Source organism: Rhizobium sp. S96 (genome assembly GCF_030382195.1).
Lineage (GTDB): Bacteria > Pseudomonadota > Alphaproteobacteria > Rhizobiales > Rhizobiaceae > Rhizobium.
Genome location: NZ_JAUDRY010000037.1, coordinates 259,221 through 274,564, shown reverse-complemented (window position 1 = coordinate 274,564; position 15,344 = coordinate 259,221). Strand labels below are relative to the sequence as shown.

Annotated in this window: 14 protein-coding genes; 7 read left to right on the top strand and 7 right to left on the bottom strand. The window is 61.3% G+C overall.

From position 1 onward, the window contains the following. Positions 1 to 74: 74 nt before the first annotated feature. Positions 75 to 950, top strand: coding sequence for a dienelactone hydrolase family protein (locus tag QTL94_RS26190; protein WP_289803546.1), 876 nt, complete (start codon positions 75 to 77; stop codon positions 948 to 950). A gap of 314 nt (positions 951 to 1,264) precedes the next feature. Continuing rightward, the gene (locus QTL94_RS26185) at positions 1,265 to 1,897 is read left to right on the top strand and encodes a TetR/AcrR family transcriptional regulator (protein ID WP_289803545.1); all 633 of its coding nucleotides are present in this window, start codon (positions 1,265 to 1,267) and stop codon (positions 1,895 to 1,897) included. Positions 1,898 to 1,900: 3 nt separating this feature from the next. Here the strand turns inward: QTL94_RS26185 and QTL94_RS26180 are convergent, their stop codons facing one another. Continuing rightward, complete coding sequence (locus tag QTL94_RS26180; protein ID WP_065689595.1) at positions 1,901 to 2,857, bottom strand: LysR substrate-binding domain-containing protein; 957 nt, start codon at positions 2,855 to 2,857, stop codon at positions 1,901 to 1,903. A gap of 201 nt (positions 2,858 to 3,058) precedes the next feature. Here QTL94_RS26180 and QTL94_RS26175 point away from each other — a divergent pair, with 201 nt between their 5' ends. Further along, positions 3,059 to 3,358: a YjiS-like domain-containing protein gene (locus QTL94_RS26175; protein ID WP_289803544.1), complete on the top strand. Its 300-nt coding sequence runs from the start codon at positions 3,059 to 3,061 to the stop codon at positions 3,356 to 3,358. 85 nt (positions 3,359 to 3,443) lie between these two features. On the opposite strand, the gene QTL94_RS26170 is transcribed toward QTL94_RS26175, so the two are convergent. The 5 genes from QTL94_RS26170 to QTL94_RS26150 form a co-directional block, all read right to left on the bottom strand. Then, on the bottom strand, positions 3,444 to 4,307 hold the full coding sequence (locus QTL94_RS26170; RefSeq protein WP_289803543.1) for a DUF937 domain-containing protein: 864 nt from the start codon (positions 4,305 to 4,307) through the stop codon (positions 3,444 to 3,446). A gap of 83 nt (positions 4,308 to 4,390) precedes the next feature. Further along, positions 4,391 to 5,764, bottom strand: coding sequence for a glutamate--cysteine ligase (locus tag QTL94_RS26165; RefSeq protein ID WP_289803542.1), 1,374 nt, complete (start codon positions 5,762 to 5,764; stop codon positions 4,391 to 4,393). A gap of 144 nt (positions 5,765 to 5,908) precedes the next feature. Continuing rightward, entirely contained in the window at positions 5,909 to 6,646 is a 738-nt protein-coding gene (locus tag QTL94_RS26160; protein ID WP_289803541.1) for a 16S rRNA (uracil(1498)-N(3))-methyltransferase, read from the bottom strand. 10 nt (positions 6,647 to 6,656) lie between these two features. Next, entirely contained in the window at positions 6,657 to 8,156 is a 1,500-nt protein-coding gene (locus QTL94_RS26155) for an inorganic phosphate transporter (RefSeq protein ID WP_289803540.1), read from the bottom strand. Between the two features lie 64 nt (positions 8,157 to 8,220). Next, a complete protein-coding gene (locus QTL94_RS26150) occupies positions 8,221 to 8,733 on the bottom strand; it encodes an NUDIX hydrolase (RefSeq protein WP_065689601.1) in 513 nt (170 codons plus the stop codon). A 439-nt stretch (positions 8,734 to 9,172) separates the two neighbouring features. Between QTL94_RS26150 and QTL94_RS26145 the strand changes: the two genes are divergently transcribed. Next, positions 9,173 to 10,330, top strand: a complete 1,158-nt coding sequence (locus QTL94_RS26145) for an adenosylhomocysteinase (protein WP_289803539.1) — start codon at positions 9,173 to 9,175, stop codon at positions 10,328 to 10,330. A gap of 6 nt (positions 10,331 to 10,336) precedes the next feature. Here the strand turns inward: QTL94_RS26145 and QTL94_RS26140 are convergent, their stop codons facing one another. Next, positions 10,337 to 11,233 carry a LysR family transcriptional regulator gene (locus tag QTL94_RS26140; RefSeq protein ID WP_289803538.1) on the bottom strand — a complete coding sequence of 299 codons (897 nt, stop codon included), beginning with the start codon at positions 11,231 to 11,233 and terminating at the stop codon, positions 10,337 to 10,339. Positions 11,234 to 11,356: 123 nt separating this feature from the next. Here QTL94_RS26140 and QTL94_RS26135 point away from each other — a divergent pair, with 123 nt between their 5' ends. The 3 genes from QTL94_RS26135 to glcF are packed head-to-tail and all read left to right on the top strand — an operon-like array spanning position 11,357 to position 15,315. After that, entirely contained in the window at positions 11,357 to 12,796 is a 1,440-nt protein-coding gene (locus tag QTL94_RS26135) for an FAD-linked oxidase C-terminal domain-containing protein (protein WP_289803537.1), read from the top strand. Beyond that, positions 12,793 to 13,998, top strand: a complete 1,206-nt coding sequence (glcE, locus tag QTL94_RS26130; RefSeq protein ID WP_289803536.1) for a glycolate oxidase subunit GlcE — start codon at positions 12,793 to 12,795, stop codon at positions 13,996 to 13,998. Before QTL94_RS26135 ends, glcE begins: the two co-directional genes overlap by 4 nt. Positions 13,999 to 14,001: 3 nt before the next feature. Continuing rightward, on the top strand, positions 14,002 to 15,315 hold the full coding sequence (gene glcF / locus QTL94_RS26125; RefSeq protein ID WP_289803535.1) for a glycolate oxidase subunit GlcF: 1,314 nt from the start codon (positions 14,002 to 14,004) through the stop codon (positions 15,313 to 15,315). The last annotated feature ends 29 nt before the right edge of the window (positions 15,316 to 15,344 follow it).

The window sequence follows — 15,344 nt, the reverse complement described above, 5'->3', positions numbered from 1 at the left end:
GTTTCGGCGTTTTCGGCCTCCGTCCTATGTCTTCTCCCAGGCAAATAGCTTGGGTAGCGAAAGAGGAGCTCGACATGGACAAGCCGGAAATCACGCAGGCAATGATCAATGCCTACGACGAATACACGCATCTGACGCTTGATCGGCGCAACTTCATGGACAAGCTGGCAAAGCTTGCAGGGTCTGCAAGTGCTGCTGCGGTGATCGCGCCGATGCTGGCCGCCAACAAGGCCAGCGCCGAAATGATCTCCGCCACCGACGATCGTCTGACAGCCAAGGATGTGACCTATCCCGGCAGCGGCGGCGAGATGAAAGGCTACCTCGTCGAACCGAAGAATGCCGCTGGCAAACTCGGCGCGGTCATCGTCATTCACGAAAACCGCGGCCTCAATCCGCATATCAAGGACGTCGCGCGGCGTGTAGCGCTGGAAGGGTTCGTGGCACTGGCGCCCGATTTCCTGTCGCTGCAGGGCGGCACGCCTGCAGACGAGGACAAGGCCCGCGACATGTTCAGCCAGCTTGACCCGAATGCCACCGTCGCCAACGCCGAGGCCACTGTGGCCTACCTGTCGAAGCTTGATGGAACCAACGGCAAGGTCGGCGTCGTCGGCTTCTGCTGGGGTGGCGGTGTCGTCAACCGTCTCGCGACAAAGTCGCCCGAGTTGAAGGCTGGTGTCGCCTATTACGGCATGCAGCCGGCAGCGGCGGACGTACCGAACATCAAGGCCGCTCTGATGTTGCACTATGCCGGCCTGGATGATCGCACCAACGCCGGCATCGATGCCTACAAGAAGGCACTCGAGGCATCAGGCAAGGACTTCCAGATCTTTGTCTATGAGGGCGCCAACCATGCCTTCAACAACGACACGTCGGCGGCGCGCTACGACAAGAAGGCTGCCGATCTCGCCTGGGGCCGAACGATCGAGTTTCTGAAGAAGAACCTTTCCTGACCCGGCGGCCGCGCTGTAGCCGGAACACGTCAAGCCGGTCATTCGGACGACGAATCAGGCGCGCGCGTCGCTCTTGAGACGCGGCACGGCTGCAAAGCCGACATGTTCAGCATTTCAGTGCAATGCGGCCGCGCAAAACCATCGCCAAAAACGACCAAATCGGGGTGTATCGCCCCGATTTGTTTATGCTTTTCGCAATCGTTAAAATTCGATGCTTCTCGTTTACCCACCATGAAGACCTGCATGCCATATCGGCCAACGCGGCGGTTGGAGCGATCTTCCGCGCAGTAAAAAAACGCTGGTTGGGGAACGACATGAACGTCGAAAATTTTGATCGCATCGGCCTCCGCAGGAAGCCAAAACAGGAACGCAGCATCCAGAGGCTGGATCTCATTTTATCCGCGGCAGCAGGGCTGATCGCCGAAAAGGGTGTCAGCGCCATGCGCATGACGGAACTGGCAGTTGCAGCCAAGGTGCCGATCGGCTCGGTGTATCAGTATTTCCCGGAAAAGGCCGCGATCGTCAAAGCGCTGTTCGACCGGCACGCGTCTACCATCCAGGCCAGAATTTCCGACGCCTTTTCAAAGGTTTATTCAGTCGATGACGCGCTCGACGTGCTCGCGACGACCATCGACTGGCACTATGACGAGTACCGCAACGACGCCGCCTATCTCGGAATCTGGATGGGAACCGAAACCGACCAGGATCTCCTGCGCCTGAACATCGAGCACTCCACGCGTATTGCCGATATCTTCCACAACGCGGTGCGCCGCATCGCGCCGGAATTGACGACTGTCGATATGGAAGCCCGCACCTACCTTTTCAGCCACCTGATCGGCGCTTCCATTCGCCTTGCGGTCGTCAGCGAGGCGTCGCTTGCCAGACGCATTCTGGAAGAATGGAAGGGCGTGATCCGCTCTTCCTTCTTCTCGGCTGTTCCCGCCTGATAGTTACCAGCTCGGGACTGCGTTGGCGACCTTGAGGCGGGGCTCCACCCTGCCATAGGCGTTCTTCAGGTCCGCATCGAGCGTTTCCTCGATAACGGCCGGCGTGATGTTGTCGAGGCAGGCGCTGATATGCGCCGTGATCGCGTTCATCAGCGAGATCGAAACGCCGGGCCGCTTCATGATGCCGATCTGAACCGGGGGCAGGGCGGGGAAACCGTCTGCCTGGCTCAGCACCTTCATGCCGGTGCGCAGCGCCGATTCCGGCATAACGGAGACGGCCATGCCGGCGAGAACCGCAGCCGCGATAACGGTGCAGGACCAGCTGGTGAAGAGGATCTGGTGTTCGCGGCCGACCGCATCGAGCGCCGAGCAGGCAAGCTGGCGCCACTGACAGTCGCGTCGTCCGACAGCGAGCGGAACTGGTGCGTCGTCGCGGATCGGGTGGTTCGCCGAGCCGACCCAGCAGAGCGGCTCCGTTCGTACCACGTCCGACATGCGTTCGCGCGGGTTGTGCGTCACGAGTGCAACGTCGAGCTCGCCGCGCGTGATGCGCTCGGCGAGATCCACCGAGGGTTCGCAGACGATGTAGATCTCGACATTCGGATGCGTCTTGGCGAAACGGCCGATGATCTCCGGCATATAGCGGTCGGCATAGTCGTCCGGCGTTCCGATGCGCAGTGTTCCCTCGAGACGATTGTCGTCGAAGGCCGCGATGGCCTCGTTGTTGAGACGGATCATGCGCCGGGCATAGTTCAGCAGCTTTTCGCCTTCCGACGTCAGCCGGTTGCCGCGGCCGTCCTTGATGAACAGCTGTTTGCCGATACGCTCCTCGAGGCGTCGCATCTGCATGGAGACGGCGGACTGCGTCTTGTAGACGCGATCGGCGGCCTTCGTGAAGCTGCCGGAATCCACGATGGCGATGAAGGTCTGCAACTGGTCAATATCAAGAGGCGCGGACATGATCTCACCTATAACGATCTCTGATGATAATCATTAGAAACATTCGTTGGACTGATCAATAGCCGTTTGGCATCTTGAGCGTGCAAATCAATCACAGCGAAGGACCGGCGCCCTGCCTGTCCGCTCCGATTTCAACTTGCTTCTTCCCGTTTGACCTCGCGGGAAGGGTGGGTTGTTGCGCGCCAACGAAAGGATCGTCCCATGCGCACGACAGACCGGATACTTGAACTCGACTGCAACCAGGCCAGCATGACGTTTGCACAGCGTCTTGGCTATGCTTTTGCACCGTTGGCATCCGTACTGCGCGTGTTCCGCAACCGTATGGAGATCAACCGCCTGCATGACCTCGACGACAATCTGTTGAAGGATATCGGCCTGTCACGGGCTGATCTGACCTCGGCGTTCCTTACGTCGACCTTCTTCGAGGATCCGTCGGATCACTTGACGCGTTCGGCGCGCAATCGCGCACGCAATTCGATGTTCCGGTCCCACGAAGAGTAGGGCCGGCCCCAGTTTTCCCCGCAGGGTGATAGCCAATAGCCCTGCTTCTTACCCGGTGCCGGCCCCAAGCCGTCTCCGGGTTTTTTTATGCCTTTGGAGGGGAGGCGGGCGGCGCCTTCGGCATATAGGTTTCGAAGATCGCTTCCATGCTCTTCTGGTAGCTCTTCTGCACTTCCAGGCCGCTGTCGAACATGGTGTTCAGCATGTCCATGTAGCTTTCCGTTTCGGCTTTAGCCTCCGCCTTGGGAGGCTCTGGTTGCTGCGGCGCGACCGGCTTTCCAAGGTTGCCCATCATCTCCTGAAAGGCCTTGGCGAAGGGGTTGTCGAGGAACGGGTTGATGGCTGGCTTCTCAGGCTCCGGCTTTGGCACGCTGAACATCAGCTGCATCGCCTGCGTGAACGGATTGTCGAAGATGCTCGGCTCCGGAGCTGGCTTTTCCCGGGGCGCAAAGCCGGTACTCTGCAGCCACTGCTGAATGCTCTCACCCATCGCCGTGTTGACGAACGGGTTTACCGGCGCATTCATCTGTCCCATCGATTGCTTGAACAGTCCGCCCATCAACGTGCCGGCCATAACCGGCAGCATCTGCTTGTAGATTTCCTGCCCGATGCCGGTCATCTGTGCCGCCTGTGCCGCCACCGCGCGCGACACTTCCTTCGAGCCGAACAGTTGCGCAAGGATGTTGTTGCCGTCAGAGATCCCCTGCGGCGTGAAGGCCCTGCTCATGTCCTCGAAGTACCGGGCGTAATTTCCTGACGCGACCGCCTGCATCAATCCCATGAAATCGTAGGGGTTGCTGGTGCTGCGCTTCAATCCGGCCGAAAATGCCGGCATCAGCGCGGCCATGGCTTTGGTTGCCTGTTCCTGTGCAAGGTTGAACTGCCGGGAGACCGCGTCCATCGCCGCGCCGTTCTGCGCCTGCATCATCATGTCGAAGAGTGGCAGCATGGAAATCCCTTTCCCGGTTTGCGACGCATAATCGCGCCACTATAGCCGGAAAAAGGGATGCGCAAACGGCTTTTTACAACCGCTTAGTATTGATACTCATCGAAGACAGGTTCCACCGAGCCATTCCAGCGGCCGTGGTACAGCGCCAGCAGATCCTCGGCCAGCGTTGCCTTCTTGGCCATGACTTCGTCGAGCGGCGAGAGGAAGATGGTTTCGTCCTGACCTTCCTTGTTGAGCTTGCCGCGCGCCTTCAGGCCAGCCTTCGAAACGGCGATCACTTCGCGGGCCGTTTCATAGAGATCATGGCCACGGAACTTTGCCTTCAGCCCTTGAACCGGAACCGCATTGCGAAGGGCCTGGACTTCATCGAACGTCCAGTCCTTGGTCAGGATGTCGGCCGCATCAAGCGCCCCCTCGTCATAAAGCAGCCCGACCCAGAAAGCCGGCAGCGCGCAGATCCGCCGCCACGGTCCGCCATCGGCGCCGCGCATTTCGAGGAATCGCTTGAGCCGAACATCGGGGAACAGTGTCGAGAGGTGGTTCGTCCAGTCGCCCATCGTGGGCTCCCAGGCCGCGACTTCGCCCTTCAGGGCGCCGTTCATGAACTGGCGGAACGTGACATGCGTACAGTCGTGGTAGCGTCCGTCGCGCACGATGAAGTACATCGGCACATCGAGAGCCCACTCGACATAGTCATGAAAACCGAAGTCGTCGCGGAAGGTGGAATCGAGAAGACCGGAGCGGTTGTTGTCGGTGTCGCGCCAGATATCGCCGCGCCAAGACAAGAGGCCGTTCAGCTTGCTTTCGGTAAAGGGAGAAGAGGCAAACAGCGCCGTCGCCAGCGACTGCAGCTTCATCGAGACGCGCATCTTCTTGCGCATGTCGGCCTCGGACGAGAAGTCCAGGTTCACCTGGATCGTGCAGGTCCGGTACATCATGTCGAGACCCTTGCTGCCGACCTTCGGCATGTAGCGCGTCATGATCTCGTAGCGGGACTTCGGCATCACTGGCGTTTCGGCAAGCGTCCATTTCGGGCTGCCGCCAATGCCGAGAAAACGGATGCCCATCGGCTCGGCGATCTCGCGCAGCGTTGCCAGATGCTGGTTCGATTCCTTGCAGGTCTCGTGAATGGTTTCCAGCGGTGCGCCGGAGAGTTCGAACTGGCCGCCGGGTTCGATCGAAATCGCGCCCATGCCCTTCGGCTCGGCCAAGCCGATGATGTTGTCGCCGTCGAGAATGGGATCCCAGCCGCTCTTCGCCTCAAGTCCCTTCAACAGGCCGGAAATGCTGTTCTCGCCGAAATAAGGCACCGGGCTGTTGTCGGCACGAAAGAAGGCGAACTTCTCATGCTCGGTGCCGATCCGAAATGCGTCCTTCGGCTTGTTCCCAGCCGCGAGATAATCGGTCAGCTCCTGAACCGAAGAGAGCGGCGTCTGGTCGGTAGTGTCACGAGCCATTCAAGTAACCTGTATCTGGGGAACGTCCGGGGGAAACGGACATGGAAGGGTGATTAGGACCGCTGGCAGGTATGTTGCAAGTGAATTTGTTTCAACGGGCGATCAAAAAAATAGCAGCGGTGTTGCTTAGTGGGCTTTCGCCCGTCACTCCCAGTCTCCGATCGCCGCCTGGATCACAGCCATGGCGGCAACCGCCGCGGTGTCCGCTCGCAGGATTCGCGGGCCAAGCGGTATGGCGGTGACGAAATCGAGACTGCGCAGCCGAGTACGCTCTTCCTCGGAGAAACCACCCTCCGGACCGACCAGCAGCGCAAGCTTCCGTTCCGTAATTTTGGACAGCAGCGGCAGCGGGTTTTGCCCGGCATCGCCCTCGTCGCAATAGATGATCCGTCGCTCGGTCGGCCATCCGTCCAGCAGGTCGAACAGTCGTATCGGCTCGGCGACATCGGGAATGCCGAGGATGCCGCATTGCTCTGCGGCTTCGATGACATTTGCCTTGAGCTTGTCGAGGTTGGTGATCTTGCCTTGCACATGCTGGGTCATCACCGGCTGCAGCACGCCGGCGCCCATCTCGACGGCCTTCTGCACGAGATAATCGAGCCGTCCGACCTTCAGTGGCGCGAAGAGATAGTGCAGGTCCGAGGGTGCAGGTTGTGGCCGCGTCTGTTCTTCGGCGACGACCAGGATGCGCTTGCGGCTCGGAAAGGACAGGCGGGCCTTCCATTCGCCGTCACGCCCGTTGAACACCAGGATCTCGGCGCCGTCGGTCATGCGCAGCACGTTGGCGAGATAGTTGAACTGATCGGCTGTTGCCTCCGCCGCGCCGCCAAGCGAGAGCGGCGCGTCGACGAACAGCCGTTGCATCCGGAAATTTGCGCGCATCAGGAACCCCTTAGACAAAGAGCGCGAACATAACCCAATAGATCATGGCCGCAAGCGCAGCCGACGCCGGCACGGTAATGACCCAGGCGGCGATGATCGTCATGAAATGCGAGCGGCGAACGAGGTAGCGGCGACGGACCTCGTGCGTATTCGGGTCCGCGGGCTCCTCGACGGTCCAGACCTCCGCCTTGCTGCGAATATACGCGACCCGGCGCTTGGAATGGCGAGTATACCATTCGCGGAAGAAGCCGACGCCGAAGACGGAGCCGACGGCGATATGAGTGGTACTGACCGGCAGCCCGAGCCACGAAGCGACGATGACCGTGATTGCCGTCGAAAGCGCCACACAATAGGCCCGCATCGGGTTGAGCTTGGTGATCTGTTCACCGACGAGCCTGATCAGGCGCGGGCCGAAAAGCAGCAGGCCGACCGATATGCCGAGCGCGCCGATGAGCATGACCCAAAGAGGAGGCGCGGTGGGGTCGCCCAGCGGGTGCCCCAGCAATACGCGCACAATGGCAGACAACGGACCGACCGCGTTCGAAACGTCGTTTGCGCCATGCGCGAAGGATAGCAACGCCGCCGAGCCGATCAGCGGCAACTGGAAGAGCACGCGAAGCGAACTGTTACGGTTCTCCAGCCCTTGTGCCCGACGCCGCACCAGCGGTCGCGCAATGATCCAGGCGATGAAACCAGCCGCCACGCCCAGAAGCAGGATCCTTAGCGAGGAGAATGAGCCGGGCGTCTCAAGCTGGAGGATCATGTAGGCCGTGAAGCTGCCGACCATCAGGGCGATCAGTACAGGCACCCATCGCGTCGCGGCGGCAATCTTGTCCTCGCGATAGATGATGAACGTCTTGACCAGGAAAAGCATGCCGGCGGCGATGATCCCGCCGATCAGGGGCGATGTCACCCAGCTGGAGGTGATCTCGGCCATGACCCGCCAGTTCACCGGACCGGGGCCAACGGCGCCGATGCCGGCCCCGATCACCGCCCCGACGATCGAGTGGGTGGTCGAAACCGGTGCGTTCATCCAGGTCGCGAGGTTGATCCACAAGGCGGCGGCCATCAGCGCGGCCATCATGATCCAGGCCAAGAGACCCGCGGGGACCTGCACGGCATCGATGATGCTGGACGATATGGTCTTCACGACCTCGCCGCCCGCGATCGTTGCGCCGAGGATCTCGAAGATTGCCGCGATGACCAGCGCCTGGCCCATCGTCATGGCGCGTGCGCCGACAGCCGCGCCCACGTTGTTGGTCACGTCGTTCGCGCCGATGTTCATGGCCATATAGGCCGCGAGCGCGGCGGCAGCGATCACGAGCACCGCGCCTGGGCGGTCGAAGACATAAACCCCTGCAAACAGCATCGCCAGACCGAGGAAGACAAGCCCGATACCCGGCGCCACCAGCTTCCTGGAAACATACTTCGATGCGTCCTCGACATGCGTCAGCCTGTCGAGGTCCTTGTCGAGCGTTCTTTTGGTGAGGACGGGGGGGCGGTCGGGCATGCTGTTCCTTATGGCTGAATCCTGCTTTAGCGCCCCGGTATTCGCAGGCGCAAGATCGCGGGATTCATTCCGCCGGAATTTGCGTCAGCGCGCTTTCGGCATGCTGCTCCGTCATGCGGCGCTTGAACAGTAGGAACAGGTCGCGCAGTTCGGGTTCATTCACGCGCTTCGCCGCTTCGTCGCAGGAAACCCACTCCACGCGCCGCTCGCCCTTTTCCTTGAAATTCTTGGCGATCGTCGAAACCTGGAGCGCGTAGACCTGAACCTTGCAGATCACTTTCAGGCCGTTCTTGAGAACCTTGGGATAATGATAGCACCCAAGCGTGTCGCTCTCGACAGTTCCGCGAACGCCGGCCTCTTCGTAGGCTTCGCGCGCTGCCACTTCATAGGAGGTGCGTCCATCCATGGGCCAGCCCTTGGGGATCACCCAGCGACCGGTGTCGCGGCTCGTCAACAACAGGACCTCGAGCGCCTTCGTCTTCTCGTTCGTCCGATAGCAGAGCGCAGCATATTGCTGGCGCGGTGGGCGCCGGAACATCAGCTGTACGTCAGAGGCCAGTCGGGCAAGAAGAGTCAACGGTCGGGTCACCTTTATCGTTCCTTTCACGGTCGCTATACAATATCCAATCTGGAGCTTGCGCGATCCATGTGTTTCGTTGCATGCGCGGCAGTTTCGATACTTACCATTAGAGCGTTTCGTTTCGGTTTCGATTTGAGAAAACCGTCACGAATTGCTCTGATCGCGTCATGCTGCAAGAATTAATATGGGCCTGTGTCTTGTCGCAATCAACGACGTTGTCAGGCCGTGCACCGTTAAGTCGAGACTATGGCATTTATACAGCGATTTTTCGTTAAATTCGATTGCCGGCTAATGTTAGAGCGACCGAATCCACAGCATTTTCAGGCTGTGGGGGGAACGGGGGAGGCAGATTTTCTGCGTCAGCCGCAGAAATATGTCCGTGTCCCTCCGCCGCGGCTCCGTCTAACAATGCGACAAACGCGAAGGGACCTGAAGCATGACAACTAGCGCAACACGAATTGATTGGATTGGTCGCAGCTGCCGGCTGCTGCAAGCAACGGCCGCCGAGTTTCGTAATACAAGGCCCTTCGAGGGACTGACAATCGGCACCGGCATCCATCTTGAGCCGAAAACCGTGGCGCTTCTGATGACCTTGCGGGCGGGTGGCGCGCGTCTCGTCTGCACAGGCAACCTCAACAGCACCCAGCCCGCGACGGTCGAGTTTCTGCGAGCTCAGGGAGTGACGGTCTTCGCAACGCAGACGACCGACCCGGTCGCTCATCATCAGAGCCTCGAGGCAGTCGTTGCCGAGAAACCGGATCTGCTTCTCGACAACGGCGGCGATCTCTTTGCCATCGCCGCGCAACATCCATACGCCAGCCTTCTCGGCGGCACGGAGGAGACGACGTCCGGTCGCACACGCCTGCTGCCGATGCGCGAACAGTTGAACATGCCGATCCTGGTGATCAACGACAGCCCGATCAAGCAATTCGCCGAGAACAGGCACGCCGTCGGCCAAAGCCTGTTCGAAAGCTACATGCGCTTCACCAACCGCTCGACCAACGGCAAACGCGTTACCGTCTTTGGCTATGGGGCCTGTGGCAAGGGCACGGCTTCCTGTTTCCGCAACGCCTTCTCCCAGGTCAGTGTCGTCGATATCGATCCGGTCACGTCGCTCCAAGCGCATCTCGATGGCTTTGTGACGCCGTTGCGCGACCAGGCGATCCGCTCGGCGGATGTGCTGATCACCGTCACGGGTCATCCCGACATCGTCACCGCGCGCGACCTTCCGCTGATCAAGGATGGTGCGATCCTGATGAACGGCGGGCACTTCCCGAATGAGATCGACGTCGCCGCGTTCCATGGACACGAGGACGTCGTTGAGATCAGCCGCTACGAGGCCGATGGCATCGAAACGCTGCATCTCAAGGACGGTCGCCTGATCCACATTCTCGGCGGCGGCCACATGGCCAATCTCGCCGGCCCGCGCCCCTTGGGCAATTCCGTGGAATCGATGGACCTCGGCTTTACCCTGCAGGTCCGATGCCTCGAGCGGGTTGCCCAGCGGGCCGTCGGTCCGGAGTCCTGTGTCGTTCCGGTGCCGGCCGATATCGATGCGATGGTGGCATCGGCCTATCTCGATCTGGCCCGCTAGGAGCGCTCAGCGCTCCCAGTAGGGAACTGGTCCGTAAAGGTCGGCCAGATAGTCGATGAACAACCGGACCTTTGCGGGCAGGAACTGCCGGCTCGGATAGACGGCCGATAGCGTCACGTTGCGCGACCCCTCGTAGGCAGGCAAGACCTGGACGAGGCGCCCGCTTTTAAGCTCTTCGCCGATATCCCACGTGGAGCGCAGCGCGATACCGAGCCCGGCGATGACCGCCTCGCGAATGACCTCGCTGGAATTGGTGATGAGCAAGCCTTCGGGTCGCATGGAAAGCGCACCGTCTGGCCCTTCCAGTCGCCACACATCATTGTTGTGTGCGGGAAGGCAGCGATGGTGCTTCAGGTCCTCAATCGTTTGCGGCGTGCCGTTGGTTGCGAGGTAAGCGGGCGAGGCGCACAGCAGCCGGCGCACCGGAGCAAGCCGTCGCGCGACGAGGCTGGAATCCGTCAATTCGGCGATCCGGATCGCCAGATCGAAGCCGCCACCAACGATATCGCTGAACTCGTCGCTGAGCACGAGGTTGATCGCCAGCGCCGGATGCATGTCCATGAACGCCTTCAGATGCGGTGCGATATGCATGCGCCCGAACGATGTCGGGGCCGAGACCTTCAGCGTGCCATGCATCTGCGCCGAGCGTCCGGAGATATAGAACTCCGCTTCCTCCAGCCCTGCGAGAATGCCGAGCACGCGATCGTAGAATCCTTGTCCTGCTTCGGTCAGCGAGATCTGCCGCGTCGTGCGCTGCAAGAGGCGTGTGCCGAGCCTGTCTTCCAGCCTCTTGATGCGCTTGGAAACAACGGCCGGCGAGAAGCCAAGCGCACGTCCGGCAAGCGACATGCTGCCGGTCGCCGCGACCTTGGCGAAGATTTCGAGATCACCCAGATTTGTCATGTTGCCCTGATATTTTCTTCTTTTGGCATAAGTGCTTAGCATTTGCGCCGCATTCGGGAAAGTGCTAAGCCGAAGCTGTTCGCAGCTCGGCGTCGACGCCTTGTTTTGCGAAGGGAGAGAGCCATGTCCGACGCCATTTCGTTTCTCGCCCCGCGCGATGATGTTCTTGCGCGCCGCCGCCAGATCGTCACCGATCTGATCGATCTGCTGCCGCCGGAATGCCTCGTCCACGAGGCCCGCGAGCTTGTGCCGTTCGAGACCGATGCATTCGTGTCCTATCGTCGCGTGCCGCTTGCCGTCGCGCTGCCGCGCAGCACGGCCGAAGTCGTTGCCGTGATGAAATACTGCCATCGCTATGGCGTGCCCGTCGTGCCGCGCGGGGCAGGGACGTCGCTTTCCGGTGGCGCGATCCCGCAGGAGGACGCGGTCGTCGTCTGCGTGTCGAAGATGAACCGCATTCTCGATATCGACCTGCCGAACCGGGCGACCGTCGTTCAGGCAGGGGTCACCAATCTGAACATTTCAGAAGCGGTTTCCGCGGATGGCTTCTTTTATGCGCCGGACCCGAGTTCGCAGCTCGCCTGCACGATCGGCGGCAATATCGGGATGAATTCGGGCGGTGCCCACTGTCTGAAGTACGGCGTGACGACCAACAATCTGCTCGGCGTCAAGATGGTTCTTGTCGACGGAACGGTCATCGATCTGGGTGGCAAGGGACTGGATGCGGCCGGCTACGACCTGCTTGGCCTCGTCTGCGGTCATGAAGGCCAGCTGGGCATCGTGACCGAGGCGACGGTTCGCCTGATCGCCAAGCCGGAAGGCGCGCGCCCCGTCCTGTTCGGCTTCGAGACATCAGAAGAAGCGGGCTCCTGCGTGGCCGATGTCATCGCGTCGGGCATCATTCCCGTCGCCATCGAATTCATGGACAAGCCCGCGATCGAGATTTGCGAGGCCTTTGCGAAGGCCGGCTATCCGCTGGATGTCGGTGCGCTTCTGATCGTCGAGGTGGAGGGGTCCGAGGCGGAGATGGACGACATGCTGGCAAGCATCGTCGAGATCGCCCGCAAGCATGGCGTGAAGACCGTTCGCGAATGCCAATCGGCAACCGAGGCGGCCCTGATCTGGAAGGGTCGGAAATCCGCCTTCGGCGCCACCGGCCGGATCGCCGACTATATCTGCATGGACGGCACCGTGCCGCTCAGCCAGCTCTCCTACGTGCTGAAGAAGACGTCCGAAATCATCGACCGCTATGGCCTCAGGGTGGCCAACGTGTTTCATGCGGGCGATGGCAACATGCATCCGCTCATCCTCTTCAATGCCAACGACCCTGATGACGCCGCGCGTGCCGAGGCCGCCGGAATGGAGATCCTGAAGCTCTGTGTCGATGCGGGAGGCTGCCTCACCGGTGAGCACGGCGTCGGGATCGAAAAACGCGATCTGATGCGCCATCAGTATTCGGATGCGGATCTTGCGCAGCAGATGGCAGCTCGCGCCGCCTTTGATCCGGACTGGATTCTCAATCCGTCCAAGGTCTTCCCGCTCGACGGACGTTCGGTGGCATGATCGACCTGTTTCCGACGACTGAAGAAGATGCCGCCGATATCATTCGTGCCCACGCAGCGGCGGGAACGGCGCTGGCGATCTGCGGTGGCAATACGCGCGCCGGCTTCGGCAACGCGGTCGCTGCCGCGAGCCGCCTGCGCTCGACGAACATTGCCGGGATCGTCGCCTATAATCCGGGGGAAATGGTGCTGACCGCCCGGGCAGGGACACCGCTCTCCGAAATCAAGGCTGCCCTGTCGGAGCACGGCCAGATGATGGCGTTCGAGCCGATGGATCACCGGCCGCTGATGGGCACGACGGGAGAACCGACGATCGGCGGGGTCTTCGCAGCCAATGTATCGGGGCCGCGCCGCCTTGTTGCGGGCGCCGCGCGCGACAGCCTGCTCGGCGTCCGTTTCGTCAATGGCAGCGGGGAGGCGATCAAGGCGGGCGGTCGGGTGATGAAGAACGTGACTGGCCTGGATCTGGTCAAGCTGATGGCCGGCTCGCATGGCACGCTCGGCTTCGTTACGGAAGTCACGTTCCGCGTGCCGCCGAAGCCGAAGACGGAGGAAACGATCCTCGTTGCGGACCTCAACGACGCTGAGGCGGCCAATGCCATGGCGGCGGCAATGGCGCTGCCTGTTGAAGTGTCGGCCGCAGCGCATCTGCCGATGACGGTAACCTGGAAATTCTTAGACGGAACGCTGCCGGCCGGCGAGGCGACCGCGCTGCGCATCGAAGGCCTTGCCGGATCGGTGGAAGCACGAGCCGACAAGCTCGCGAACGCGATGGCGGCTTTGGGAACGGTTTTGCGCTTGGGAAGCAATGACAGCGCGCAGTTGTGGCGGGAGATCCGCGACGTCCTGCCTTATGCGGACGGAACGCCGCGGCCGGTCTGGCGTGTGTCGGTGGCGCCAAGCATCGGCCACCAGCTCGTCGCCGCGCTCCGCCTCGAAACTGGCGTCGATGCCTTTTATGACTGGCAGGGTGGCCTTGTCTGGATGCGGATGGAGGCAGATGCCGAGGCGGACTTGGTGCGTCGCTTCATCAAGGCGCTCGGCGGCGGCCATGCGACCCTAGTCCGTGCGCCCGAGGCGATGCGCGGCTCAACCGCGGCCTTCCAGCCTCAGCCGGAGCCGGTGGAATTGCTTTCCGCACGATTAAAGGCGAAGTTCGACCCCGCAGGCATCTTCAATCCGGGGAAGCTTGCAGGAAGCTAGACGATGCAGACTAATTTTACCCCAGCCCAACTTGAAGACCCACATGTAGCCGAATCCGAGAAGATCCTCCGCAAATGCGTGCATTGCGGGTTCTGCACGGCCACCTGTCCCACCTATGTCACGCTCGGCAACGAGCTAGACAGTCCGCGGGGGCGTATCTATCTCATCAAGGACATGCTGGAAAACGACCGACCGGCGGATGCCGAAGTCGTCACCCACATAGACCGCTGTCTGTCCTGCCTCGCCTGCACGACCACCTGTCCCTCGGGTGTCGACTACATGCATCTTGTCGATCATGCCCGCGCCCATATCGAAAAGACCTACCAGCGCCCGTTCATGAACCGCCTGACCCGTGGCATTCTCGCCGCCGTCCTGCCATATCCCGGTCGCTTCCGTCTGGCGCTGCGGCTCGCGCGCATCGGCCGGCCCCTTGCCGGGCTGCTGCGTCGCAATCCGGCCCTCAAGCCGTTTGCCGCCATGCTGACGCTGGCGCCGCGCCGAATGCCGGCGCGTTCCGCTTATGCCGTACCGGGAAGCGTGCAGCCCGTCGCAGAGAAGCGCGGGCGGGTCGCAATCCTGTCGGGCTGTGCACAGCCCGTTCTCGATCCGGCGATCAACGATGCGGCGATCCGATTGCTGACGCGCCTTGGCGTCGAGGTCGTGTTGCCGCGCGGAGAAGTCTGTTGCGGTTCGCTCGTGCACCATATGGGGCGCGAAGAGCAGGCGCTGGCGAGCGCCCGCGCCAATGTCGACGTCTGGACCCGCGAGATCGAAGCCGGCGGGCTCGATGCCATCATCATCACGGCGTCGGGATGCGGAACGACCATCAAGGACTACGGCCACATGCTGCGGCTGGACAAGGCCTATGCCGAGAAGGCTGCCCGCGTTTCCGCACTGGCCAAGGACATTACAGAATATCTCGCGACGCTCGATCTTCCAAAGCAGATGCCGAGGGCATTGGCGGTCACCTATCACTCCGCCTGTTCGATGCAGCATGGGCAGAAAATCACGATGGCGCCGAAACTCCTGCTGAAGGCGGCCGGCTTCACCGTCCGTGATCCGGCGGAAGGTCATCTCTGTTGCGGCTCTGCCGGCACCTACAACATCCTGCAATCCGACATCTCCGACGCGCTCAAGGCCCGAAAGGTCAAGAACATCGAGGCGACCAGACCAGATGTCATCGCCACGGGCAATATCGGCTGCATGACGCAGATCGCCACCGGTACGGCGATCCCGATCCTGCATACAGTCCAATTGCTTGACTGGGCCTACGGCGGCGACCTACCCGAAAAATTAAGACATCTGCCACTAGGTTAGCGCTGCCGATTGCCGGCAGTCTCGGGAGT

Coding starts and splice junctions, on each gene's coding strand:
- QTL94_RS26190 (WP_289803546.1), top strand. CDS start 75: ATGGACAAGCCGGAAATCACGCAGGCAATGATCAATGCCTACGACGAA.
- QTL94_RS26185 (WP_289803545.1), top strand. CDS start 1,265: ATGAACGTCGAAAATTTTGATCGCATCGGCCTCCGCAGGAAGCCAAAA.
- QTL94_RS26180 (WP_065689595.1), bottom strand. CDS start 2,857: ATGTCCGCGCCTCTTGATATTGACCAGTTGCAGACCTTCATCGCCATC.
- QTL94_RS26175 (WP_289803544.1), top strand. CDS start 3,059: ATGCGCACGACAGACCGGATACTTGAACTCGACTGCAACCAGGCCAGC.
- QTL94_RS26170 (WP_289803543.1), bottom strand. CDS start 4,307: ATGCTGCCACTCTTCGACATGATGATGCAGGCGCAGAACGGCGCGGCG.
- QTL94_RS26165 (WP_289803542.1), bottom strand. CDS start 5,764: ATGGCTCGTGACACTACCGACCAGACGCCGCTCTCTTCGGTTCAGGAG.
- QTL94_RS26160 (WP_289803541.1), bottom strand. CDS start 6,646: ATGCGCGCAAATTTCCGGATGCAACGGCTGTTCGTCGACGCGCCGCTC.
- QTL94_RS26155 (WP_289803540.1), bottom strand. CDS start 8,156: ATGCCCGACCGCCCCCCCGTCCTCACCAAAAGAACGCTCGACAAGGAC.
- QTL94_RS26145 (WP_289803539.1), top strand. CDS start 9,173: ATGACAACTAGCGCAACACGAATTGATTGGATTGGTCGCAGCTGCCGG.
- QTL94_RS26140 (WP_289803538.1), bottom strand. CDS start 11,233: ATGACAAATCTGGGTGATCTCGAAATCTTCGCCAAGGTCGCGGCGACC.
- QTL94_RS26135 (WP_289803537.1), top strand. CDS start 11,357: ATGTCCGACGCCATTTCGTTTCTCGCCCCGCGCGATGATGTTCTTGCG.
- glcE (WP_289803536.1), top strand. CDS start 12,793: ATGATCGACCTGTTTCCGACGACTGAAGAAGATGCCGCCGATATCATT.
- glcF (WP_289803535.1), top strand. CDS start 14,002: ATGCAGACTAATTTTACCCCAGCCCAACTTGAAGACCCACATGTAGCC.